We start from the raw sequence: 23,232 nt of genomic DNA on the forward strand, positions 1-23,232 counted from the left end.
TCCTCGACGAACGGCCGCGCGTGAGTTGGCGGACCAAGAAGTTTGTTTCTAACGGATGCGCCGCTGGCAGAATATTTGCGACCAATTGTGTCTTTCACCAAATCGCGAACTTTGGGTCGCTTCTCAAGCGTGCACGGAACTGGTGACTTCATTGGAAACGAGCGAATACAAACCAGTAGCCTGGAGTTGCCAGCGTAGATAAGTTTGAAAGGTACGCGATTGAAACACGTTCTTGTCGCCGATGACGACCTCGCCATGCGCAATCTTATTGTCGAGTATCTGACATTGCATGCCTTTAAGGTAACCGCAGTCAGCGATAGTGGGCAGCTGAAACGTGTGCTCGCATGTGAACCGGTTGACCTTGTGGTTCTTGATTTTAATCTGGGTCGTGAAGATGGATCGGACATCGTGCGTAATCTGACGGTGAAATGGGATATCCCCATCATTGCCATTAGTGGCGACCGCCTTGAGGAGGCAGATCGAGTTGTTGCACTGGAGCTCGGGGCAACTGATTTCATTTCGAAGCCTTTTGGAATGCGCGAATTCTTAGCCCGTATCCGCGTAGCATTGCGCCGGCGGCCTATCAGCCCACGGGCAAAAGATCGACGTTCCTTTCATTTTTCCGGATGGACTTTGAACCTTAGGCAGCGTCAGTTAACCTCTGAAGAAAGCGATGAGGTCAAGTTGACGGCCGGTGAATTCAATCTTTTAGTAGCCTTTTTGGAAAGGCCACGTGACGTTATGACGAGAGAACAGCTTCTACTTGCGAGCCGTGTCCGGGGAGAAGAGGTGTATGACCGAAGCGTTGATGTCCTCATTTTGCGCGTGCGCCGAAAGCTTGAAGCAGATCCGGCCAACCCCCGTCTAATTAAAACAGCCCGGGGCGCAGGCTATTTTTTCGACGCTGACGTGGGCATATGGACCACATCAGCGTCTACGGTCCTGACAACGACAAGCGCCTGACCGGCAAGCATAACACGGCTTCGTGGAACAAGTTCTCCTACGGCGTTGCCGACCGAGGTGCTTCGATTCGCGTGCCACACTCCTTCTCAGGAAGCACTACAAGGGCTATCTCGAAGATCGCCGCCCGAACTCCCAGGCGCGCCCTACAAGTTCGCTTCGCAGATTCTGAAGACCATCTCGGAGAAATCCCCTCCGACTCCGCTTCGGCTGCATCCTAAGTTTTAATACGGCGCCGGCCTCCCCGCCGGCGCCAATGCAACTCGGGCGCTGGCGCGCCAATGACGTGATCAGGTTAAAACATCTCACAATGCAATGCTCGACTACTGCGAGTGCGACCGGACGTTTGCATTTGCTGCGACACCCGCGAAGCCTCCACCCAGGGCGACGCGACCATGGGAGCCGCAAAAACACCGCCGATTGCGACATTCAACTGCACGTGATCCTTGGCCAATTTTTGGATTGCCGTAGCGAGGCCTGCCTGAGCGCTGGACACCTGCCTTTGCGCGTCGAGAACATCGAGCAGAGACGAGGCGCCATCCTTGTACGAGTCCACCGAAAGCTTCAGTGTTTCTTCGGTCGTTTCCACTTGCCTGTGACGTGAGTTTACTGTGCGAACGTCGCGTCGGGCGGCTGTCAAAGCGTCCTGGACTTCCTGCACAGCTGTCAGCACGGTTGATTTCCAGCTTATGTAGGCTGCTGCCGCGGCCGATTTAGAAGTCTCCACGTTTGCCCGCAAACGGCCGCCGTCCAGAATCGGGAGGTCAAGGCTCGGCCCGAAGGACCATTTCGAGATATCGCCGCGACGGCCACGCTGATTGATATAGGAAGGTGTGATCGAGCCGGAGAGCGTTATCGCGGGATAAAGCCGTGCTTCCGCCACGCCGATCTTTGCAGTCGCCGCAGCGAGATTCCGCTCAGCTTCGCGAATATCGGGTCGATTGCGAATAAGATCGGCGGGAATTCCGGCATTGATCTTTTCGCGATAGACCGGCTGCCCTTCGTTTTTCTGCAGTTGCTTGACCACCATTTCCGACGGCAAGGCGATGAGGGTAGCAATGTGATGAGCCGACACGCGGAAGTTCAGTTCCAGACTTGGTAATTCGGCAATCGTCGACTGGACAAGCGCTTCGGCCTGCGAGACATCCAGCCGGGAAGCTGCTCCCGCTTCGAGTTGAAAATTCGTGAGATCGTAGGTCTCCTGGCGCGACTTCAGGTTCGCTCGAGAAATGGAGACGCGCTGCTGGTAGTACCGGGCGTCGATGTAGGAGGAAACAAGATCTTTGATTAGAGCCAGCTTTGCGACGTCGACAGCCGCATGCGCAGAATCAAGAGAAGCAAGTGCGCTTTCGGTGCTGCGCCGGTACTGGCCGAATACGTCCAGCAGCCAGGTCAACGATAGTTGCCCCCCGGAGATATTCTGGGTGCTCGTGACATCTCGCGCTTTGCAGATCGTGTGTGATGCTCCAAAATCAAGGTTGGGAAAGCCCCCGGCGCCAGTGATGGTGACGTCCGCGGCGGCGGCATTAATCCTTTCGAGCGCCTGCTGAACACTGAGGTTCTCATCCAGGCCGGTGGCAACGTACTGGTTGAGCGTACGATCTGAAAAGGAATTCCACCATGCCGACACCGCAACATCGCCGACGCTCTGTTTTGCACCCTCGGAAAACTTCGACGGTAAAGGCGTTTCCGGCGATGCATAGTCGGGCCCGAGCATGCAAGATGACAAAAGCAGCGGCAACACCGCAGCGGTTAGAGGGAGCGAATGCATTTCAATCAACCTCGATTACAGCACAATTCAAGTCAAACCCGTTTCGCCTGCCCGAAGAATGATGCAAGCGCACAATTGCCGACGCAGTCGATCGAGGCGAAAAATTCGAGCGTGAGACTACGAAATCGCGTGCAGCCAAAGCAACAAGTCTACAACCGTTGTCCTCCCCCATTTGACTACATTTGTAATAAGTCGCCAGAAAGCCGGCCAGACTCCGACAGGAAGCCTAAAGTCTCGGCGCTTTGAGGAAGGACGCTGGCTATGACACCATTGACGAGTCCAGAACGCATATTTGCACTTGTCGCCTCGCCAATTTCGTGACGGCTACACCCAACGGGGCTATGGCCACTCCCTTACCTATATTCCTCGATGAGGCCGAGGGAGAAAGGGACGTCCTCTATGCACATCTGGCGCGACCGAACCCGCAGTGGCAGGCTTCTGTCATCGGCCATAGACTGCAGTCTTTATGGGGCAGGACGCCTATGTGAGGCCGTCCTTGTACGCTTCGAAAGCAGAGCATGGGAAGGTTGTCCCAACGTGGAATTACACAGCGGTTCACGCCTGCGGGCCGGTCGAGTTTTTCGAAGAAGCCGAACGACTATTTGAGATTGTGTCGCGCCTCACGAGAATCCACGAGGTGTCACGCTCGCTACCTTGGTCAGTCACTGACGCTCCCGAAGCCTACATTCATCCTCAAATTCGTGGCATTAATGGTATTCGCCCGCCGGTCGTGTCGCTGCAGGGAAAGTGCAAAATGAGCCAAAATCGTCCTGCGGCCGATCGCAATGGGGTGAAACAGGGACTTGGCGATAGCGGCAGCCCTACCGATCAGATCGTTTCTGACATGATCTTCGGCTGAGGCGAGCAATTGGGGAGTGAGATTGCGGAAATCGGCCTAGGAATGCAGCAATAAGTTAGCTGGCTCGTCATCCGTAGTTGGCTTGAGACACGAGAGCGAATGCCCCCAAACCATCAACATCGCAGCATTTTGTGCCGGATCGTACACATCGTGTTCCAAGAAGCTATCCTACGGGCAAGGTTGTCGGGATCGAGTTTCTCATCGACGGAGGCGGCAGCCGCGCGGACGGTGACGGTGGGCGTCATGGCGCGGTGGGATGTCGACAACAACAGCGGCTTGGTCATAGGTTACGAGGGAACGAGCGATCCCAGTTCGTACAATTTCGACGAATGTTGCGTTCGTACCGCCGTCAGGTCAATTCAGTTTAGCGAAAAATTCCTTGCAACAAATCATGGGGTACGATAGTTGTTCAGTCGGGCCTGGCCCATGAGATCGCCTTTGCGGTCGCCCAAAAGCCTCGATGGAAACGTCGGAGGCTTTTTGAGTTTTTAGGCCTTCCGTTCGACATTCTCAAAGCAGCTATATTTGGATCCGAGCATCGGCCGCTCGTCTTCCTTGATATGGCAGTCAATCAGCTTTCCGTCGTCGGTCAGGCGCTGGTAAGGACGATTGCTGGCATGATAGCCGCCCATGCAGATCGGCCATAGATACAGGTCCGCCAGTTGCGCCATCGGCGAAGTCTTCTGCTTGGTCTTGAACTCGTAGAGCGTCTGGTTCAACTGCTCGGGGGTCAAGGGGCCGTACTTATCGGAATTTTCCTTAGCGAACGGCATTCCCTCCGCCTTTAGAGCCTTGTAGTAGCCCTCCAGGTTCGCATCCTCAGCCTTGTTGCAGCGCTCAGGATGCACGCGCAGCTTCATGCCTTGGGCGATAGCGCATTTCGCGGCGCGTTCAACGACGACAGTAAATGCGGTTTTGCAGAGCATCCAAGGATTCTTCTTGTACTGGTCGAGGTATCGTCCACAGTATCCGGGGCGGTCGACAGTGCACGCGATACCGACCACGGGCGCCTCTCGCATCAGAATGTAAAGTTCCTCGTAGAATGCTCTCAGTTTGTCCTTCTCCCAACCCCGTAGCAAATCGAAGTTCTCGTTCTGCGATCTGATTTCCGAGGAGTGCAAGGGCGCGGTGATTTCCCATTTCGCACAGAACTCTGCGTGAAGGTCTCGGGCATTTTCCTCTGCGTCACTTCGAACCAGGATTCCACCGAGTGCGAACCAGTCGTACCCGTGCGCCGCTTTCTTCCCGACCTTGTGGGTGGGATGTCTAGTACCGGAATCGTCGAGGTAGAGGTTCAAGGTGACAGGCAAGGCAATCTCTCGTGGCAGTCGATCGGATTCGTTCTACTCGACTACTGATACCGCCAAATACATAATTTTTGCTCACTTACCATTTCACCACACCTTGATGTCGCTCAGTACCTAGTCAAGCTTGCGGCGGTTGGTGAGGAATGTCGCACGCAGCTGGCGGTAGTCAGGCGGCTGGTTCAGTCCTGACGACGGCGGTCGGCAAAAGGTCACGCACAGCAGCGGAACGGAGGCATCTAAGGGAAATCGACCGCTTAGATTTTTGGGATGGTTCGAATTCCTATAGTGCGATTATCTTCAACACAACGGTAGCCAAATGGCGCGTCGAACGCCACATCGAGGGCACCGTGCACTGCTGCTAAGTTATTATTTCGGCCGACATGGAATTCCAGGATCAGAATTCCACACTTTGAACGAACATTAGAATTCAGTCGTTGTCATTAGTCTATTAATTATATAAACTACGCCAACAATTGAGGCGCAACGAAATGAAAATTCTAGGTCTATCAGGCAATGTCAAGCAACCATCCCGAACTGCCTCTGTTGTGGAGGCCGTCGTCGCAGCAGCGGCATCGAAGCTGGGCCTCGAACGGCGAACCATAGAGCTGGTCGACGCTGCTCCCGTTCTATTCAAGGCGCTTCGATCCGACCAGCTGGATGCCGCGGGGCGTTCAATTATCGACGCCGTCGAGGCGGCTGATGTCCTGGTTGTCGGGTCGCCGGTCTACCGGGCATCGTATGCCGGCGCTCTCAAACATCTTTTCGATCTTGTTGACTACCGCGCACTAGCCGGCAAGCGGGTCATTTTAGCTGCGACAGGCGGCACACCGCTGCACGGTTTGATGATTGAACATCAGTTGCGCCCACTGTTCGGCTTCTTCAACGCCCTGACGCTGCCGACTTCGATCTACGCGACTGAATGCGATTTCGTGGATTATGAGATCACCAGCCCTGCGGTTCGCGAGCGCATTGAGCGCGCCGTTTCAGAACTCGCGCAGGTGCTGCCGGTCTCAGATAACGCCGCTGCCGACCGCGCCCATGGAAACCGACCAGCGCTCGTCGCCGCGTCAGCTTAGCCATTTCTAGGGAGAGTACCATGTCCTACGCCAGCAGAGAGCCGGTCAAATTTGCGTACTGGGTGCCCAATGTTTCGGGCGGCCTCGTCATTTCCAACATCGAGCAACGGACCAGCTGGACGATCGAGTACAACAGAAAGCTGGCGCAGATCGCCGAGGCCAGCGGCTTCGATTACGCACTGAGCCAGGTTCGCTTCACCGCCGGTTACGGCGCCGAGTTTCAGCATGAATCGGTCTCCTTCAGCCATGCGCTGCTGGAATCGACGACGACACTGAAGGTGATCGCCGCCATTCTGCCGGGACCATGGAATCCGACACTGGCAGCCAAGCAGATTGCGACGATCAATCACCTCACCAATGGTCGTGTCGCCGTCAACATCGTCAGTGGCTGGTTCCGCGGCGAGTTCCACGCGATCGGAGAACACTGGCTGGATCATGACGAGCGTTACCGCCGCTCGGAGGAATTCATCCGCGCGCTGCGGGGCATCTGGACCGAAGACAATTTCACCTTCCACGGCGATTTCTATCGCTTCAACAATTATTCGCTGAAGCCAAAGCCGACCGATCCACAGCCGGAAATCTTCCAGGGCGGCTCCTCGCGCGCGGCGCGCGACATGGCGTCGCGTGTTTCCGACTGGTATTTTACCAACGGCAACACGCCAGAGGAAATCAGAAAGCAGGTCGCCGATATTCAGGGTAAGGCAAAGGCCAGCGGCCACTCGGTGCGCGTCGGGGTCAATGCCTTCGCAATCGTGCGCGAGACCGAAGAGGAGGCCCGCGCCGTTCTGGCCGAGATCATTGAAAAGGCCAATCCCGAGGCCGTCAACGCCTTCGGCCATGAGGTGAAGAATGCCGGAAAATCCTCGCCGGAAGGTGAGGGAAACTGGGCGAAATCCTCTTTCGAGGATCTTGTTCAGTATAATGATGGCTTCCGTTCCAATCTCATCGGCACACCTCGTCAGGTCGCGGAGCGGGTTATCAATCTGAAGCGCGCTGGCGCCGACCTCATCCTTCTCGGTTTCCTGCATTTCCAGGAAGAGGTCGAGTATTTCGGCAAGCACGTCATCCCGTTGATCCGCGAGTTGGAAGAAGCCGAAACGGCGACTGCAGTCGCCGCAGAGTAATCGCAATACGTTGTCGGCCGACTGGAAAGCTGGCGGCCTGAAACAATGACAGGCCAAGAACCCGGTGGTTCGTGGAGGGATAGCGTGCGCCTATGAGTCCGTGGGCTCGTGGCGCGCCGCGAAAGCAGGGGCGTGCACACTATGACATTTGCCTTCGGAGGCTTGGGAGCGGCGCCGTTTCCGCCGGACGTTCAGGAGCACTTGGCCGGCTTGGACAGAGGAACAGGCGGCGCCTGGACCTCGCCCATTGAAGCCGGCGCAAAGGACGGCATCGTTCTGAAGCTGGCCGGCATTGATCTGTCCTTCGGTGGCGTCGTCGCCCTGAAGGATATCGATCTGTCCGTACGGCGCGGCGAAATCCTCGCCATTATCGGGCCCAACGGTGCTGGCAAGAGCTCGATCATAAATGTGATCAGCGGCGTATACCGACCCGATCGCGGTTTTGTGTGGCTCTCCGGGCGCCGCCATGCACAGGTCCCGACGCAGAAACTTGCCCGTCTCGGCATTGCTCGCACGTTCCAAAACCTGGCGTTGTTCAGGGGTTTGAGCGTTCTCGACAATGTCGTGGTTGGACGAGCGCACAAGACGCGGTCTAGCTTCGTCGAACAGATCGTCGGCCTCGGTCGAGCCCGCACGGAACAGAGGGATGCCCGCAGTCGGGCTTTCGAGGTGCTTGAGTTCCTCCACCTTTCGCATGTTGGCGATCGTCTGGTCGGTACACTGCCTTATGGTCTGCAAAAACGGGTGGAATTGGCGCGCGCTCTGGTGGCCGAGCCCGATATCCTGCTGCTCGACGAGCCGATGGCCGGCATGACGGCGACCGAAAAGAACGAGATGGCCGATTTCGTGCGCGCTGCACGCGATCGTTTCGGTACGACAGTCGTGCTGATCGAACACGATATCGGGATCGTCATGGACCTCTCCCATCGGGTCGCCGTGCTCGACTACGGTCGCAAGATCGCCGATGGAACGCCCGCCGAGGTCCAGCGCGACCAGCGCGTGATCGATGCCTATCTCGGTGTCGCCCCTGAGAACGAAAACGGGGAGGGCATCTGATGTCCGATTTCGACTGGCTGTTCTTCACCGAGGTCCTCGTCGGTGGCCTTCTCTCCGGCATCATGTATTCGCTGGTCGCGATCGGTTTCGTGTTGATCTACAAGACATCCGGCGTCCTCAATTTTGCGCAAGGGGCAATGCTCCTGTTTGCGGCGCTGACCTTCGTCAGCCTGACGGAACGCGGCATTTCCTTCCCGCTAGCATTCGCGATCACCTTCGCGATCATGGTCGTTATCGGAATTGCCGTCGAGCGCACGGTGTTGCGGCCGCTGACCAACAAACCGCCGATCACGCTCTTCATGGCAACCCTCGGCCTCTCCTATGTCATCGAGGGCGCTGCCCAACTGATCTGGGGTACGCAGGTGCACGGCCTTGACCTCGGTATCGAGGACGTGCCGTTCGATGTCGGTGGTGTCTACATCAGTCAGTTCGACATTTTCGCAGCGATCGTTGCCGCCTCGATGGTCCTGCTGCTCTCTGTCTTCTTCCGTTACACCCGCATCGGGCTTGGTTTTCGCGCCGTCGCCGACGACCAGTTCGCCGCACTGGCCGTCGGGTTGAGGCTGCCATGGATCTGGGCGACGGTCTGGGCCGCTGCAGGCCTGGTGGCGCTGGTCGCCGGTCTGTTGTGGGGAGCCCGCGTCGGAGTGCAATTCTCCCTGTCGCTGATCGTTCTAAAGGCCTTGCCGGTTCTCGTCCTCGGCGGGTTCGATTCGATCCTAGGCGCGATCGTCGGCGGATTGTTGATGGGCGCGTCCGAGAAGCTGGCGGAGGTCTATATCGGGGAGTATTTCGGCGGCGGTATCGAAGGCTGGTTTGCCTATGTCATCGCGCTCGCCTTCCTCCTCGTGCGCCCTTCCGGCCTGTTCGGCCAGAAGCTTGTGGAAAGGGTCTGACCGATGTCCACGATCACCTGCGATCTTCCGGTATATCGCCTCCCCGCGCGCTGGGCGATGCCATTGGCCTGGCTTGCCACCTCCTATGTCGTTGTGCCGCTTATCGGGTCCGACTATCTTTTGGAGGCTATCCTGCTGCCGTTTCTGGCGCTCAGCCTCGCCGGCCTCGGCCTCAATATCCTGACTGGCTATGCGGGGCAGGTGTCGTTGGGAAGTGCTGCCTTCATGGCCATGGGTGCCTTCGCCGCGTTCAACTTCAATCTTCGCTTCGACGGTCTGCCCTTGATCGTCAGCATGGTTCTTGCTGGTCTCGCAGCCGCCGGCATCGGCCTGGTATTCGGCCTTCCCAGCTTGCGCCTCAAGGGCTTTTACCTTGCGGTATCGACGCTTGCCGCGCAGTTTTTTGTGCAGTGGGCGCTGACCAAATTCAGCTGGTTCTCCAATGATTCCGCATCCGGCGTCATCGATGCGCCTCAGCTTTCGGTTTTCGGTCTTGTTTTCGATGGGCCGGTCGGACGATACTATTTCGCGCTGACGGTGGTCGCCGTTCTCACTTGGCTGGCCTATCGTTTGGTGAATTCGCAGACCGGCCGCAATTTCATGGCCCTGCGCGACAACGAGACAGCGGCGCGGATCATCGGCGTGCCGGTGCTGAAAACCAAGCTTGTGGCCTTCGCAATCTCCTCCTTCATCATCGGCATCGCCGGCGTCCTGTGGGCTTTCGCCTATTTGCGCACGGTCGAGCCCGCCGGTTTCAATCTCGACCGGTCGTTCCAGATCCTCTTCATCGTCATTATCGGTGGGCTTGCCTCGATCCGCGGTGCCTTTTTCGGAGCAGCACTGATCGTCGTGTTCCCACTGCTCCTGTCCCGGCTTGGCTCCTTCCTGCTCGGCGATATCTTCAATTCGGGCGTGCTCGATATGAGCCAGCGCATTGTTCTCGGCGCGCTCATCATCCTCTTTCTGATCCTCGAACCGGATGGGCTCGTCGCTCTTTGGGATCGGGGCCGAAAACGAATCGGCGCCGCCATCGTGCGGTCCTGATCGAAACGGAGCCATCAAGGCTCTCGAATGCCAACAGCCTTCATCAGATCAACCCGGACCGGCGCCTTGCGCCGGTCAATACCCGGAGTATGTCCAAAAATGACGATCCTTTCCAAATTCAAGATCGCGGCTCTTGCCGCCGGTCTCGCCTTTTCGGTGGCCATGCCTATGGCCCATGCTGACGAACAATATTTTCCGCTCCAGAGCTATCGCGTCGGCCCTTATGCTGCCGGCGGCACCGGCTTCTTCGGTGGCTTCATCGATTATTTGAACCTGATCAACACGCGCGACGGCGGCGTCAACGGCGTTAAGCTGACATGGTCGGAAGCTGAAATCCAGTATGAGGTCGAGCGTGGCGTCGAAGCGTACGAGCGTCTGAAGAGCAACCCGAACGTCGCCGCCTGGAACCCGCTCTCTGTCGGCATTGCCTATGCGATGATCGATCGCATCACCGCAGACAAGGTGCCGTTGATCACCATCAATCATGGCCGCACGGATTCGACCGATGGTCGCGTTTTCCCTTATGTCTTCCCGCTGCTACTCAATCCCTACAGTGAGACCTCAGGGATCGTGAACTACATCGCCGGCAAGGAAGGCGGTATCGAAAAGCTCAAGGGGAAGAAGATCGCCGTCCTTTATCATGGGTCGCCCTATGGCAAGGAAACGATCCCGATCTACGAACTTTTGGCGAAGAAATACGGATTCGAGCTGCAGCAGATAGAGGTGCCGCATCCCGGCAACGAACAGCAATCGCAATGGCTCACGGTCCGCCGCGCCAAACCAGACTTCGTCGTGCTGCGCGGTTGGGGCGTTATGAACCCGGTTGCGCTCAAGACCGCGGCGAAGGTTGGCTTCCCAGCAGATCACATTATTGGAAACGTCTGGTCCAATTCAGAAGAGGACGCCATCCCCGCCGGCGAGGCCGCCAAGGGCTATACGGCAATCACCACGCAGGCATCGGGAGCCGAATATCCGGTCGTTCAGGAGATCGTCAAAACGATTTACGACGCCGGCAAGGGAAACCTCGAAGACAAGAAGCGCATCGGCTCGGTCTACCATAACCTGGGTATCGTCAACGGCATCCTCAATGTCGAGGCGATCCGTATCGCACAGGAGAAGTTCGGCAAGCGGACACTGACCGGCGACGAGGTCCGCTGGGGCTTTGAACACCTGCAGCTCGACGCGGCGCGTGTCGAGGCGCTCGGCGCCAAGGGCCTGTTCCACTCCATCAATGTCACCTGGGACAATCACGAAGGCAACGGTTACGTGACGTTCCAACAGTGGGACGGGAAGAAGTGGAACGTCGTTTCTGACTGGATCGCGCCGGACTGGGCACTGCTGCGGCCCATCATCGAGAAGTCCTCCGAAGCCTACGCGGCCGAGAAGGGTATCAAGCTTCGTACGGCGGCAGACGCCGAGACGGCTACCAACTGATCCATTCAGGCCGCGCCTGACAAGGCGCGACCTGAAGAACCGGGCGCGAGCGTGGTGCCTCCCTCTCCAACCCCGCGCCTTCTCCCAATCCGACCTTTTGAGCAAGAGGAACACGATCATGGCTCTGGAAACCACACTGCTTGCGGTGGATGATCTGAAGGCAACGTACAATCACGCCATCACGGCGCTCGACGGCGTCAGTTTCCATCTGGCGCGTGGTGAAATCCTGGCGCTCCTTGGCGCCAACGGCGCCGGCAAGACGACGACACTCAAGGCGCTATCCAATCTGCTTCCGGCCGAACGGGGGCAGGTCGTTTCCGGCAGCATCCGCTTCGACAGGCTCGATGTCCTGCGCATAGGCCCTGCTCCTCTGGTACGCGCCGGCCTCGTGCAGGTGCTTGAAGGTCGCCATTGCTTTCGCAGCCTGACAGTCGAGGAAAACCTTGTCTTCGGAGGGCTTGGCCGCGGCAGCACGCGCGCGCAGATCGCCGAAGATATCGAGAAAGTCTATGCGCATTTTCCGAGGTTGAAAGAAAAGCGCCGTGCACTCTCCGGCCTGACCTCGGGTGGCGAGCAGCAGATGACGGCGATCGGCCGGGCGCTGATGTCGCGGCCGCGCCTCCTGGTTCTCGACGAGCCATCCATGGGATTGGCGCCGCTAATCGTCCAGGACATTTTCCGGACGCTGCGTCAACTCAATCGCGATGAGGGTCTTTCCATCCTTGTGGCGGAGCAGAACTCCGCCATCGCTCTAAAATATGCCGATCGCGCCATCATTCTCGAAAACGGCGCAACGGTGCTGACCGGTGACGCACAGGATCTCCGCAGGCGCGACGACATCAAGTCTTTCTACCTCGGCAAGAGAGCCGTGGCTCCCTCCATCCCGGCCGTTGTCGGCTAACCACAATTCAAGAGGAGACACCACCATGACCCTTTCCACTATCAATACCGAGAATGCCGCAAAGGCCGTGCCCCCTGTTCCACGCCCTTCGGAGCCAGCCCACATTATCAAGACTGATGCCGAAGCGATTGCCGTTGCCAAGACACTTGCCGCAGAGTTCATCAAGGATTCGGCTGTGCGCGACCGCGACCGCATCTGGCCGGTCAAGGAACTGGACGCGTTTTCGCAAAGCGGTCTCTGGTCGATCAACGTGCCGAAGGCCTTCGGCGGTCCCGAAGTCTCCTATGCGACGCTTGCAAGGGTGATCGAGATCATCTCGGCGGCCGATTCGTCGATCGGGCAGATTGCGCAGAACCATCTTGGCGTCGTGGCAGCGATCCGCACGGTTTCGAACCCAGCCCAGCAAAAACTGTTGTTCGCGGAAGTGTTGAAAGGAACCCGCTTCGGCAATGCCTTCTCCGAATTTGGATCCAAGCGCGCTGCGGATTTCGAGACCAAATTTGTCGATGCCGGCGATCATGTCGTCGTCAACGGCAAGAAATTCTATTCGTCAGGGGCGCTGCTCGCGCATCTGGTGCCAATCGTGGCACTGGATGACGAGGGCAGGGCCTGGTACGCAATTGCCGAGCGCGGTGCGCCTGGTCTCACCGTCATCGACGACTGGTCCTCCTTTGGCCAGCGTACCACGCTGTCGGGCACGGTCCTGCTTGACAATGTCAAAGTGCCGAAGACTCGTCTCGTGCCTGGCTACAAGGGGTATGAAGTGCCGACCGCGGACGGAGCGATCTTCCAGATTATCCAAGTGGCTGTCGATACCGGCATCGCGCAGGCGGCGATCGACGAAACGGTCAATTTCGTGCGTACCAAGAGCCGTGCCTGGGTGGATTCTGGCGTCGACAACGCCTGGGACGATCCCTACACGATCCAGGCGATCGGGGACTTGACGCTACGGCTGCACGCGGCGCAGGCGCTGCTTGAGAAGGCAGGTTATGCCATTGACCGGGCGATCCTCGATCCGAACGCGGGAACCGTTGCGGAAGCCCAGATCGTTACCGCCGAAGCGAAGATCCTTTCCACTGAAATCGCGATTGCGGCGACCAACAAGTTGTTCGAATTGGCAGGAACGCGTTCAACCCTTGCAGAGCACGGGCTTGATCGCCACTGGCGCAACGCCCGCACCCATACTCTGCATGACCCGGTCCGCTGGAAGTACGCCATTTTGGGTAAGTATTTCCTGAATGGCGAGAAGCCACCGCTCCATGCCTGGAGCTGAGGTTTTCGATCTGCAAAGCACCCTGAGATCAGGTGCTCTGCAGATTTGTCTGCAACGTATACGCGGGAGGAAGCTTTCACCTTCGTCAACGAGGTGTCGCGGACATTGTTGCCACTGCTTGGCCGCCGATTGTCATAGCCCTAAGTCTTTTTCATATTCTGCCGGCCATCTACGAAGGGCGCACAGTCGTCCGGAGATAAACACTTCGGCATCCATCATTCAAATCCTTCAGATCAAATCAATGGATTTCACTAATAGGCTCTTAGAAAACATAAGGGGTGCTGGCAGCTTCGGCTGCCTCATAAGGAGTATATGTGATGATGATCAAAGGCACTGATAAAAGCCCCTTTATTATTAATGGATCCGATGACGACGACACAATCTATGGACTCAATCGCAATGACTGGATCAAAGCCGGCGGCGGCGATGATCTGATTTGGGCTGAACGCGGACACGACAGGATCGAGGCCGGTCCCGGCCATGACATCATCTGGGCCGGGGATGGCTCAGACGCTATCCATGCTGGTGATGGTGACGACCTCCTGTATAGCGACGGCTCATTCGCCGCCTTCAACCCCTTCGAAGTGCACCGCGTAATACCACATAGCGGCGAGAGCGACGACTGGCTCCACGGCGATGACGGGAAGGATACTCTGGTGGCTGGTGACGGCGCAGATGTTTTGGCTGGCGGCGAAGACGCTGACGCCTTCGTGTTTCGGTTCCACGATCCTATGGTTGGAACAACGCACTGCTATACGACTGTGAAAGATTTCGACCCGAAGCAAGACCGTTTTGTCATGGACGCCGATCACTTCGGTAAAGGGGATCTGTTTGGCGCAAATTTCATCAACCACTCGAAGGGTTTCCCAGGCCAATTTGTGGACACTTTCTACAATGGCAAGGCCGCGAACGCGCACGGTGAGCACGTTGTGGTAATCACAGATCGTGGGTTCACGTCTAGCTCTGCCGCCGCGACCGCTATTCACGGGGAAGCCCGCGGTGACATCATTGTCTACTATGATGAAAAAACTCTCGGTCATGATGACAAAACTCACGGTGCGACACTAGCCTATGTCGATTCCGCGAACCACGCGCATGCCTTCGCTCATGTCGACAATCTGCACGACATGTCAGATCTTACCTCGTTTACGGGGGAAAATTTCGGCTTCATTTAATTCGAAGACCCGAGGAGCGTTCCACCCTTGGGGCGCTTCTCTTTTCCAACGTGGCGCAGTACGGAAATAGAAACGACGTAATTTTGTGATCGAATGCACCGGCCCGTGAACAAGGTCCAATGGCCGGTCGCGTGCGTCCAATGTCGGCGTTGTTCAACCGAAAAGACGCGACCCTGGTCGAGAGGATGGTGAGATGCTGGCGAAGTTGCCCTGCTGCCGAAGACCAGCGTGGTATCAGGAGCGACGCCTGCGTAGCGTCCTCTTCTGTACAGGCCCGCGAAGCAATTCCATCTTAGTGAAAGTCCGCGTTGAGGGCCTTAGCAGGATTACGTCCCGTTTCATGGCTGCATGGCGAGGGGCCACGCGGTCACATCCTTTTGGTAGCGGTGCGTCTTCCCTCGAGGAAGGTTAACAGTGCTGTCGTCAACATACTGGCGTTGGCGACAGGCTTCGGTGATCTGCTCGGCCGGAAATGAGTAACCGCCATTACTTCAACAATCATTTACGTTGAACGAGCCTGGTGATCTCGCTGATAACGGTATGTCGCGCATGATGCCAGTCTGCCGCCTTGCTTGCGGCGCAAGTCTAGTCAACCGGCTGAAAGCAATAGGCGTTCGTAAGGGAAAACAGACGCTCAATGCAAAAAAGCGCCTAGGTCCATGGCGGTACTATCCGTAGACCAGGCAACTGGCGCGGGCTGGCGTCAAATTCCTTTAGGCCTGTCGTTTGGGTCAAACTGAATGATCGTGATCCAATTGGCAGTGAGTGCCGGTCGGCTCTCGTTCTCGATCTCGACCGTCACCTCGTAAGTGGTCACCAGCATGCTTGCGCCGCGAAATTGACATTCAGAGAGAACGAAGCGACCGCGCACGCGGCTACCGGTCTTAACCGGTGACATGAAACGCACCCGGTCTAAGCCGTAGTTAAGGCCCATGGTCTGCTCGCGGATCCTTGGCATGCCGCTGAAGTTCATCGCCGACAGAAGCGAGAGCGTCAAGAAGCCATGAGCGATAGTGCCACCAAACGGGCTTTCGACTGCTGCGCGTTCCGGGTGCACGTGGATGAATTGATGATCGTGTGTCGCATCGGCGAAGAGATCGATTGTGGTTTGATCGACGGTGATCCATTCGGATTTACCGAGTTCCTGGCCAATTCGCGACGGCACGTCGGCGAGCGAAAGTTCGTGCATACGACCTCACTTATTTGATGTCTGGTCAAGTCTTGGATTTTCTCGGAGGCGAGTTGCGAATTAAATCGTCACAATCATTCGACCGTGACTGATTTAGCCAGATTCCGCGGCTGGTCCACATCTGCCCCCATGACGACGGCCGTGTGATAGGCAAGAAGCTGCAGCGGCAGAGAAAAGATCATCGGCGCGATAATCTCCTCAACATTAGGCAACACGATGGTGTGCATGGTGGGGAGTTTCGACATCGACGCACCCGTCTCGTCGGTGATCAGAATGATACGGCCGCCGCGGGCGGCCACTTCCTGCATATTGGAGACAGTCTTATCGAAGAACCGATCATGTGGCGCGATGACGATGACTGGCATATTTTCATCGATCAGGGCGATCGGACCGTGTTTTAATTCTCCTGCCGCATAACCTTCAGCATGAATATAGGAAACCTCCTTGAGCTTCAGCGCACCTTCCATGGCCAATGGGAAATTTGTGCCACGGCCGAGATAGAGCACGTCGCGGTAATGCGACAATTCCCGTGACAAGAGCTCGATCTGCGGCTTGATGTCGTTCAGCACTCGTCGCATAACGCCCGGCAACGTCGCCAGACTTTGGACCAGCGCCTGCTCCTCGTCGTCCGTGATTGTGCCCCGCGCCTTGCCTGCGCCGATGGCTAGTGCAGCGAGAACAGCAAGCTGGCAGGTGAATGCCTTGGTAGAAGCAACGCCGATCTCTGGCCCGGCGAGGATCGGAAAGATGGCATCTGCCTCGCGGGCAATAGTTGATTCTGCGGTATTGACGACAGCGCCTATTCTCAGACCTTGTGCTTTGCAATAGCGTAGCGATGCAAGCGTGTCAGCCGTCTCACCAGATTGAGAGATGAAGAGCGCTGCCGACCGCAGCGACAACGGGATTTCGCGATAGCGGAATTCAGAGGCGACATCAATTTCAACCATTAACCGTGCGTAGCGTTCGAACCAATATTTGCCAACCAGCCCCGCTAGATATGCAGTGCCGCAGGCAGAAATTGCGAGGCTCTCAACCCTGCCAAAACCGATGTCGGTTGAAGTGGCTATGACATGATTATCGTTGACATTGATATAGTGACCAAGAGCACGGGCGATGACCTCGGGTTGCTCGTAGATTTCCTTCTCCATAAAATGCCGGTGATTGCCCTTGCCGACCAGGTCTGCGGTAGCAAGCGACATGTGCCGTGGGCGCGTAACGACTTTGCCTTCCGTGTCGAAAACTTGGACACTGGTTTTGCCTACAGCAGCCCAATCGCCATCGTTCAGATATGTGATGTCATTGGTGAACGGAGCAAGAGCGATCGCGTCGGAGCCTAGAAACATCTCACCATCGCCGTGGCCTATCACTAACGGTGGTCCATAGCGCGCCACCATGATGGTGGCGGGATCATCCTCAAACAGGATGGCAAGAGCGAAGGCGCCCTTGACGCACTTCAACATGGCATGCATTGCCTCAAGGCATCCCATGCCATCCCGGCGGAATTTTGTCAGGAGATGCGCAATCACCTCGGTGTCCGTATCGGTCTCAAACTTGACCCCTACCTCCGCCAATGCTTCCTTTAGCTCGGAGAAATTTTCGATGATACCGTTATGAACAACGGCTACACCATCGGCAAAGTGCGGGTGAGCGTTGCATTCTGTCGGCGCGCCATGGGTAGCCCATCGTGTGTGGGCAATGCCGACAGTGCCGCTCAGGGGCGCTTCTTTCAATCTCGTTTTAAGGTTCCCGAGCTTGCCTTCTGCACGGCGTCGGTGCAATTCTCCCTCGAAGATCGTAGCAACGCCGGATGAATCATAGCCGCGATATTCCAGCCGCTCCAAGGCTTCGATCAGCCGCTCCGACACGGGCTTATGTCCCACTATGCCAACAATCCCACACATGCTCGTCACCCATGTCCCAAGAGCCCCCGACCGGTAATCAGGAAGGCGGACGCCGCTCCGTGCGTGTCCTCCAGCGGGTGCTATTAAATCCCAACAGATTAGTAAAATTGGTTGTTGCGATAGCTATCATCCACGATATGGATGCGGCTCCCTCAGCAGGGTCGATAAACGCGTACGCAGCGAATGGTGCCTTCTGCAAAGTGTCGACTGATAAGCTACGCCCGGGTGTTGGGCGCCTGCCTCTGAAAATGTTCGAGCCAACAGGAATTGGTATTTGCTGACGGCATGACGTTCGACACGACCAATTGGCTCTCATCATGCGCACGGACTGAAAGGCAATTCGTTTTTCTGCAGGTGAAGCGGTATGTGTCTGTGGGTTGACCCTAAGTCGTAATTGCCCCTTTGCATGCAAACGTGATCACGGGTCGGTCAGCAGGACTGCCCAGCCGCATTTGCAAAGAGGTTTGTGTCAGATTGAAAGTGCCGACAGTTGGAACCGCATGGGCCATGGCGGCCCAGGCGTTCCGTTCGCACAAGCCAAAACACTACTTCGCCTACTTTTATGATTGCGGCAAGCGTCCACCAACCCTGACCCGAGCTGGATTTCCCATGGCCGTGCTTCCTGCAGCAACATCTCGTGTGACCACGCTACCAGCGCCAATGACAGCATGATCGCCGATCGTCACACCCGGGAGAATGATTGCTCCACCGCCAATCCAGACGTGGCTGCCAATGCTGACAGGTCGTCCCAACTGTAGCCCAGCCTGGCGCTGCTCTGGATCATGTGGATGGTCCGCAGTATAAATCTGCACAGCAGGCCCTATTGCGGTTCCGTCACCGATAGTCACTGCTGCCACGTCAAGAATGACGCAGTTGAAATTGATGTACACCCAAGCTCCGATCCGGATATTGAACCCATAATCGCAGTGGAACGGAGGACGAATAGCAGCTCCAAGCCCGACCGTGCCCAATCGTTCTAACAGCAGCGCATGCCACCGCTCGGCGGGGTCGCCCAGCGTGTCATTATAGCGCTTCAGCCAAGCCCCGGTGAGGAGCAGCTCGGCTTGGATCTCGGGGTCCGCTGCGTTGTACATTTCGCCAGCAAGCATCTTTTCTTTTTGGCTGCGTGTCATCGTCTCTTCTCAGATCTTGTTCGTGGGAGTGGTTGGTCGTTACCGCTCGGATTCGGCAATGTACCGGCAGAGCTCACAGAGGAGTTAACAGCAATCTTTCGCCTTTTCGCGGCTTGTTCGAAATCATCTGCTTAAGCGCGGCAAATCCTGCAGATAGGCAGACCGGCAGCGACCTTCGATTCACCGGCTGGGGGAGGGCACAATAATTTAGCTTGGCAGATTCCGAACACAGCGGCAAGCGCATAGGCCGACCAAGGCTGTCTAAGAGATCCTCACAATGTTTCCATGAGAAGTTTTACTCAAATCACTGCCCAGCTTCCCGAAGGTTTTATTCTATTCCAAGCGCTATGGGCCGTCCGCCTTGCTCGATGCCGGCGGGAATGCAAATCGTCAGGGTCTTGGCGGGGCGCGGCACGACGAAGGGCTGCTTCATCGACGGAGGCCGCTATCGCGGCCGCCGTCAATAGAATCCGGAGCCGCCAAGGTTACCGCACGCTGGCTACTGCCTATGAACCGCTCATTTGCTGTAGTTTTTTCATCCACCGATCTTAGCGTGCGGAATTGGGGCGACAAGCGCGACAGCGGGCGGAGGTGGATATTCCACTTTCCGCCTCAACCTTCGCGCAAGACCGGAAGAGAATTGTTGAATGTAGGAAATTCACCCCCTTACTGGCAGACGGTCAGGCCGCCCGGATTTCGAATGGCGGCAAAACCGACGCCGTCGATCGTGTTGTCGTCGCGAGCAATGAAGCAGTAATTGTCATTGGCGGGGGGAGCGGCGACGATGCAGGAGTTGGCCCCAGCCGGAATGACATAGGTGTCCGCTCCGACGATCGCAAAGACGGAGGCCATTCCATTCGGATGGGGCACCGGCTGCTTGGTGAAGAGGATCGCATCGTTCGGCGGTGCGACCGCAATGGGCTGGTAGTTCCGGCAATCGGACGAAAAAACGAGTTGTGCGGCGGCGGGCAGCGCTGTTGCGAGGATAGAGACGGTGGCAATGGCAAGCCCGGCAGCGATTTTAGCGCGACGTGCTCTTTGGCCAGAGAATTTCGACGTGATCCCTAACATTACTATATTCCTTTGTTTCAGGGGTTGGTTGGCTTGCTCAAGCGTCAGTGATGATCCGGATCTCTGGGTCTATGGTCCTCCTGTCGCCGAAAAGGTTCCGTCAGCTTGGTAAGTCACCGTGTAGGTCGCGTAGCCGATGGTGAAATCGCAGCATGCCGAGTTGCTTTCGTCATAAGCGACGGTGCTTCCAACCGGCTGGTAGCCCATCTTCACGAAAAAGATCTGCTTCGGTATGCAGTTCATGACGGCGTTGGGAACAGGAGCGACGAAGCTCGAGAGTATGATCGCTTGATTGCCGTTCAGTGCGACGACGCCACAATAGAGTTCCGGATGCGGCAACGGCGTATAGGAAGGCACGTTCATGCCAAACCCTCCGATCGCAATTCCGGATTGATTGGCGGGCGCGGAAAGTCCGAGCGGATCGAGCGTCAAGGTCGTGCAATTGTCCGGCGAACCGTCGACCGTCGTGAGCGCAACCGGTCGGAATGCTGACGTGCTGCCGACCACGGATAGCGTGGCGGCATTGAGCGAGAGAAGCGCGATAAGCTGCGAGGGCGACGCCGCCTGTTTGGTGCTGAGGGCACCTGCATAGACCTGACTGTCCAAACCGAAATTTATCTGCGCTCCCGAACGTGCGTAATTGCCGACGCTTTGGCAGCCGAGACTGCCGCTGAGGACGGGACCATGGCTCGGCAGCAACGGAAATGCGGCCTGCTTTTGGAAGACATAGAAATATTGCGTCGTCTGCGAAAAGTTCCGAACGATAATCTGGTAAGACGAACTGGTCATGGCGTGTGACAATCCCCTCTGAGATCAAGCCTGTCCGTCGCCCGTGCACGCGGCGGCAACCGCGCGGATGGTGCGCATGCAGGTGAAGAGGGGACGGGTCTTCACCTGCATGCCTGTCGAGGCCTACTGGAGCTGCGTGGTCCAGGTGCCGTCAGATTTCAGGCTGACGTTGCAGACGGAATAGCCGCCGGTGAAATCGGAAAGCGCCGCGTTCACGCTGGATTGCGTGAAGTTCATGACGACACCTGGCGTGTAGGCGCCGGTCTGGACATAATATTTCAGGATCGGCTGGCAATCGGTATTGCTGGCCGGGTTTGCCTGCACGAAGTTGGAGAGAACGATGCCGCCATTGACGGCAACCGCCGAGCCGACATTGAAATAGGGCGGCGAGTTGAAGACCGGCGTGGTGATGCGGAAGGCGCCAGGCTGCACACCTTCCCCGTAGATCGGCGAGGAAAGTCCGAGTGGATTGACCGTCGCAGTCGTCCAGTCGTTCGATTTACCGCCGCCCCCCGAACTCGGAGCAAGATCGATGGCGCGGCTGGCTGACGAGTAGCCGGAAGAGGCCCCGATTTGCGGCGGCGTGTTCGCCTGCTGGATGCCGGCATAATATTGCAGGTTGACTTGGAAGGTCAGGATCGCGCCGGTGTTGTCGTAGTTGCCGAGCGATTGCGAGAAAAGGCTGTTCGAATAGACTTGCCCGCCGCCGGTATAAATTGCCGGCTGCTGAAAGAAGTAGAAGTTTTGCGTCTGGGATTCGTAGTTTTTCACGTTGATGGTCAGCATTGTAGACATGTCGGCAACCCTTCTGCGTTGATATTGAAACAAGGGTCTTCGCTGCGGCGAGGGCAGGGTGGCTAAGCTTCCTGCCGGCGCCGTCATTGAAACCCTAACTAGAAAGATCGTTGGCGTAGCTCATTTTAGCAACCTAACGCTGTCAATCGCAAGGTAAAAAAGCGTGCGAAATTGTGCTTAGCGTAACGCGCGTTCCGGAGGGATGGATTCGAGCAGCCCAATAAGATTGGACTGAGCCGCCGCAGATCGGCCGCGCAGCGCCATTACCCATAACAATTCCGTGGTGGAGATCGCGCTGTTCCTATGCCCGTCCATGGTCCCTCGCCCCAAGAGCAGCCAGTCGAGGGAGACATCCAACAAGCGCGCGAGAGCGCAGGCGCTTTCCAGGGACGTATGGCCGCCATTCTGCCAGCGTGAGACAGCAGCGACGGAGACATTCAGTTCGGCCGCAAGAGCGTGCACTTTCCGGATCTTGCCTCGAGATATCGCTTCCCGAATACGTTTGCCGCGCGCCTGATCGTGGGTCATGAGCGTTCTTCCTTTGGTTGCGTTAAATTGGCAGCCACAGCGAGCTTTGATCGGTCAAAGATCAGAAATTTCGTCTGAAAATGAATGGCAAAGCGAAACACCGGTCAATCTGGGGAAATATCCAGATTGCTTCGCATCGACCTCCCGTTGTGAAACGTCAAGGCACCAGGAGGGCCAGATATGTTGCGGATACTCACCAGAGACATGCTTGAGACCGATCGGCATGCTTTCGATGAAATGTTTCGGGCGCGCGCCGCCGTTTTTCGCGATCGGCTGGGATGGCAGGTCGACGTCCGGGACCAGTCGGAAAGGGACCGATATGACGAAGCCGAAGATCCCGTATATCTCGTCACGCAACGACCTTGCGGCACGCTGACGGGTTCGCTGCGCCTGCTGCCGACGACGGGGGCAACAATGCTCAAAAGCGAGTTTCGGCATTTCTTCGATCAGCCTATCGACGTCGACAGCCCGACGACGTGGGAATGTACTCGCTTTTGCGTTCACCCATCTGCCGGACACATTGCGCAATCGCGCGCAGTCGCCACCGAACTGCTCTCAGGGCTTTGCGATCTCGCTCTAGACGCCGGTATCGAAAACATCGTCGGCGTCTATGATGGGGCGATGGCCGGGGTGTATCGCCGGATCGGCTGGAGGCCGACGCCTCTTGCCCGATCACTGCCCGAGATCGGCAAACTATATGTCGGCCTATGGGATGTGACCGCGGACAACTGTCGGACACTTCGGACCAACCTAGCCCGACACCTCAATCATACCTCTTCCTGTCCTGGCGGAGCCCTTGTCGATGGTGGCAGGCAGTAAGGCCAGTGTCGCCGTACCACCGCCCAACAGTCTCGCCAGTTCCTTAACCTGTTTTTCACATCGCGCCAGGGTTGCTATAAAATATGCTGTTCTCGCAGACCGCGAAATGGTACCACTGCCGGTAGTCAGGA

At 57.0% G+C, this 23,232-nt stretch carries 20 protein-coding genes and 2 pseudogenes; 13 read left to right on the forward strand and 9 right to left on the reverse strand.

Translation table 11 applies throughout. The features are described from left to right. Positions 1 to 219 precede the first annotated feature (219 nt). Together HJC04_RS01090 and HJC04_RS01095 are read left to right on the forward strand one after the other, a co-directional pair. Positions 220 to 963, forward strand: a complete 744-nt coding sequence (locus HJC04_RS01090) for a response regulator (protein ID WP_205919050.1) — start codon at positions 220 to 222, stop codon at positions 961 to 963. Further along, positions 918 to 1,181, forward strand: a pseudogene (locus tag HJC04_RS01095) (glutamine synthetase); the annotation flags it as partial. The gene HJC04_RS01090 and the pseudogene HJC04_RS01095, both read left to right, overlap by 46 nt. Positions 1,182 to 1,255: 74 nt before the next feature. Here HJC04_RS01095 and HJC04_RS01100 read toward each other — a convergent pair. Then, positions 1,256 to 2,731, reverse strand: coding sequence for an efflux transporter outer membrane subunit (locus HJC04_RS01100; RefSeq protein ID WP_168298627.1), 1,476 nt, complete (start codon positions 2,729 to 2,731; stop codon positions 1,256 to 1,258). Between the two features lie 242 nt (positions 2,732 to 2,973). On the opposite strand from HJC04_RS01100, the pseudogene HJC04_RS01105 reads away from it, so the two are divergent. Beyond that, positions 2,974 to 3,590: pseudogene (locus HJC04_RS01105) on the forward strand (FMN-binding negative transcriptional regulator). 488 nt (positions 3,591 to 4,078) lie between these two features. Here the strand turns inward: HJC04_RS01105 and HJC04_RS01110 are convergent. Further along, entirely contained in the window at positions 4,079 to 4,900 is an 822-nt protein-coding gene (locus tag HJC04_RS01110) for a DUF3800 domain-containing protein (RefSeq protein ID WP_221096996.1), read from the reverse strand. 485 nt (positions 4,901 to 5,385) lie between these two features. Here HJC04_RS01110 and msuE point away from each other — a divergent pair, with 485 nt between their 5' ends. The 9 genes from msuE (at position 5,386) to HJC04_RS01155 (ending at position 14,876) form a co-directional block, all read left to right on the forward strand. Next, a complete protein-coding gene (gene msuE, locus HJC04_RS01115; protein WP_168298648.1) occupies positions 5,386 to 5,973 on the forward strand; it encodes an FMN reductase in 588 nt (195 codons plus the stop codon). Between the two features lie 20 nt (positions 5,974 to 5,993). After that, positions 5,994 to 7,097: a dimethylsulfone monooxygenase SfnG gene (sfnG, locus tag HJC04_RS01120; RefSeq protein ID WP_168298687.1), complete on the forward strand. Its 1,104-nt coding sequence runs from the start codon at positions 5,994 to 5,996 to the stop codon at positions 7,095 to 7,097. A gap of 162 nt (positions 7,098 to 7,259) precedes the next feature. Beyond that, positions 7,260 to 8,153, forward strand: coding sequence for an ABC transporter ATP-binding protein (locus HJC04_RS01125; RefSeq protein WP_375337173.1), 894 nt, complete (start codon positions 7,260 to 7,262; stop codon positions 8,151 to 8,153). Further along, positions 8,153 to 9,049, forward strand: coding sequence for a branched-chain amino acid ABC transporter permease (locus HJC04_RS01130; protein WP_207603964.1), 897 nt, complete (start codon positions 8,153 to 8,155; stop codon positions 9,047 to 9,049). Before HJC04_RS01125 ends, HJC04_RS01130 begins: the two co-directional genes overlap by 1 nt. Positions 9,050 to 9,052: 3 nt before the next feature. After that, positions 9,053 to 10,093, forward strand: a complete 1,041-nt coding sequence (locus HJC04_RS01135) for a branched-chain amino acid ABC transporter permease (protein ID WP_168298692.1) — start codon at positions 9,053 to 9,055, stop codon at positions 10,091 to 10,093. A 99-nt stretch (positions 10,094 to 10,192) separates the two neighbouring features. Beyond that, positions 10,193 to 11,527 (forward strand): ABC transporter substrate-binding protein, encoded by a 1,335-nt coding sequence (locus tag HJC04_RS01140; protein WP_168298699.1) that lies wholly within the window; start codon positions 10,193 to 10,195, stop codon positions 11,525 to 11,527. 118 nt (positions 11,528 to 11,645) lie between these two features. Beyond that, complete coding sequence (locus HJC04_RS01145) at positions 11,646 to 12,428, forward strand: ABC transporter ATP-binding protein (RefSeq protein WP_168298717.1); 783 nt, start codon at positions 11,646 to 11,648, stop codon at positions 12,426 to 12,428. A 25-nt stretch (positions 12,429 to 12,453) separates the two neighbouring features. Then, positions 12,454 to 13,701 carry an SfnB family sulfur acquisition oxidoreductase gene (locus HJC04_RS01150; RefSeq protein WP_168298737.1) on the forward strand — a complete coding sequence of 416 codons (1,248 nt, stop codon included), beginning with the start codon at positions 12,454 to 12,456 and terminating at the stop codon, positions 13,699 to 13,701. Between the two features lie 317 nt (positions 13,702 to 14,018). Beyond that, on the forward strand, positions 14,019 to 14,876 hold the full coding sequence (locus tag HJC04_RS01155; protein WP_207609456.1) for a calcium-binding protein: 858 nt from the start codon (positions 14,019 to 14,021) through the stop codon (positions 14,874 to 14,876). Positions 14,877 to 15,579: 703 nt separating this feature from the next. Here HJC04_RS01155 and HJC04_RS01160 read toward each other — a convergent pair. From HJC04_RS01160 to HJC04_RS01190, 7 genes are all read right to left on the reverse strand, one after another. Continuing rightward, on the reverse strand, positions 15,580 to 16,065 hold the full coding sequence (locus tag HJC04_RS01160; RefSeq protein WP_138333862.1) for a MaoC family dehydratase: 486 nt from the start codon (positions 16,063 to 16,065) through the stop codon (positions 15,580 to 15,582). 74 nt (positions 16,066 to 16,139) lie between these two features. Beyond that, the gene (gene glmS, locus HJC04_RS01165) at positions 16,140 to 17,966 is read right to left on the reverse strand and encodes a glutamine--fructose-6-phosphate transaminase (isomerizing) (RefSeq protein WP_168298760.1); all 1,827 of its coding nucleotides are present in this window, start codon (positions 17,964 to 17,966) and stop codon (positions 16,140 to 16,142) included. A 560-nt stretch (positions 17,967 to 18,526) separates the two neighbouring features. Beyond that, on the reverse strand, positions 18,527 to 19,099 hold the full coding sequence (nodL, locus tag HJC04_RS01170; RefSeq protein ID WP_168298808.1) for a nodulation O-acetyltransferase NodL: 573 nt from the start codon (positions 19,097 to 19,099) through the stop codon (positions 18,527 to 18,529). A gap of 666 nt (positions 19,100 to 19,765) precedes the next feature. Further along, positions 19,766 to 20,170 (reverse strand): hypothetical protein, encoded by a 405-nt coding sequence (locus tag HJC04_RS01175; protein ID WP_168298508.1) that lies wholly within the window; start codon positions 20,168 to 20,170, stop codon positions 19,766 to 19,768. Positions 20,171 to 20,239: 69 nt separating this feature from the next. Next, entirely contained in the window at positions 20,240 to 20,959 is a 720-nt protein-coding gene (locus tag HJC04_RS01180) for a hypothetical protein (RefSeq protein ID WP_168298835.1), read from the reverse strand. A gap of 123 nt (positions 20,960 to 21,082) precedes the next feature. Next, positions 21,083 to 21,754 (reverse strand): hypothetical protein, encoded by a 672-nt coding sequence (locus tag HJC04_RS01185; RefSeq protein ID WP_168298856.1) that lies wholly within the window; start codon positions 21,752 to 21,754, stop codon positions 21,083 to 21,085. 177 nt (positions 21,755 to 21,931) lie between these two features. After that, positions 21,932 to 22,282, reverse strand: a complete 351-nt coding sequence (locus tag HJC04_RS01190) for a helix-turn-helix domain-containing protein (protein WP_168298858.1) — start codon at positions 22,280 to 22,282, stop codon at positions 21,932 to 21,934. Positions 22,283 to 22,462: 180 nt separating this feature from the next. Here HJC04_RS01190 and HJC04_RS01195 point away from each other — a divergent pair, with 180 nt between their 5' ends. Next, the gene (locus HJC04_RS01195; protein ID WP_168298869.1) at positions 22,463 to 23,101 is read left to right on the forward strand and encodes an acyl-homoserine-lactone synthase; all 639 of its coding nucleotides are present in this window, start codon (positions 22,463 to 22,465) and stop codon (positions 23,099 to 23,101) included. Positions 23,102 to 23,232: the final 131 nt, after the last annotated feature.

Origin of the sequence: Rhizobium sp. NLR8a, assembly GCF_019685235.1 — a bacterium.
Lineage (GTDB): Bacteria > Pseudomonadota > Alphaproteobacteria > Rhizobiales > Rhizobiaceae > Rhizobium.

What these genes read in the sequence shown, in the direction of transcription:
- HJC04_RS01180 (WP_168298835.1), bottom strand. Translation starts at nt 20,959, where the DNA reads ATGACCAGTTCGTCTTACCAGATTATCGTTCGGAACTTTTCGCAGACG.
- nodL (WP_168298808.1), bottom strand. Translation starts at nt 19,099, where the DNA reads ATGACACGCAGCCAAAAAGAAAAGATGCTTGCTGGCGAAATGTACAAC.
- HJC04_RS01100 (WP_168298627.1), bottom strand. Translation starts at nt 2,731, where the DNA reads ATGCATTCGCTCCCTCTAACCGCTGCGGTGTTGCCGCTGCTTTTGTCA.
- HJC04_RS01190 (WP_168298858.1), bottom strand. Translation starts at nt 22,282, where the DNA reads ATGACCCACGATCAGGCGCGCGGCAAACGTATTCGGGAAGCGATATCT.
- HJC04_RS01130 (WP_207603964.1), top strand. Translation starts at nt 8,153, where the DNA reads ATGTCCGATTTCGACTGGCTGTTCTTCACCGAGGTCCTCGTCGGTGGC.
- HJC04_RS01150 (WP_168298737.1), top strand. Translation starts at nt 12,454, where the DNA reads ATGACCCTTTCCACTATCAATACCGAGAATGCCGCAAAGGCCGTGCCC.
- HJC04_RS01140 (WP_168298699.1), top strand. Translation starts at nt 10,193, where the DNA reads ATGACGATCCTTTCCAAATTCAAGATCGCGGCTCTTGCCGCCGGTCTC.
- HJC04_RS01160 (WP_138333862.1), bottom strand. Translation starts at nt 16,065, where the DNA reads ATGCACGAACTTTCGCTCGCCGACGTGCCGTCGCGAATTGGCCAGGAA.
- HJC04_RS01195 (WP_168298869.1), top strand. Translation starts at nt 22,463, where the DNA reads ATGTTGCGGATACTCACCAGAGACATGCTTGAGACCGATCGGCATGCT.
- HJC04_RS01145 (WP_168298717.1), top strand. Translation starts at nt 11,646, where the DNA reads ATGGCTCTGGAAACCACACTGCTTGCGGTGGATGATCTGAAGGCAACG.
- sfnG (WP_168298687.1), top strand. Translation starts at nt 5,994, where the DNA reads ATGTCCTACGCCAGCAGAGAGCCGGTCAAATTTGCGTACTGGGTGCCC.
- HJC04_RS01155 (WP_207609456.1), top strand. Translation starts at nt 14,019, where the DNA reads ATGATGATCAAAGGCACTGATAAAAGCCCCTTTATTATTAATGGATCC.
- msuE (WP_168298648.1), top strand. Translation starts at nt 5,386, where the DNA reads ATGAAAATTCTAGGTCTATCAGGCAATGTCAAGCAACCATCCCGAACT.
- HJC04_RS01185 (WP_168298856.1), bottom strand. Translation starts at nt 21,754, where the DNA reads ATGTCTACAATGCTGACCATCAACGTGAAAAACTACGAATCCCAGACG.
- glmS (WP_168298760.1), bottom strand. Translation starts at nt 17,966, where the DNA reads ATGTGTGGGATTGTTGGCATAGTGGGACATAAGCCCGTGTCGGAGCGG.
- HJC04_RS01135 (WP_168298692.1), top strand. Translation starts at nt 9,053, where the DNA reads ATGTCCACGATCACCTGCGATCTTCCGGTATATCGCCTCCCCGCGCGC.
- HJC04_RS01175 (WP_168298508.1), bottom strand. Translation starts at nt 20,170, where the DNA reads ATGTTAGGGATCACGTCGAAATTCTCTGGCCAAAGAGCACGTCGCGCT.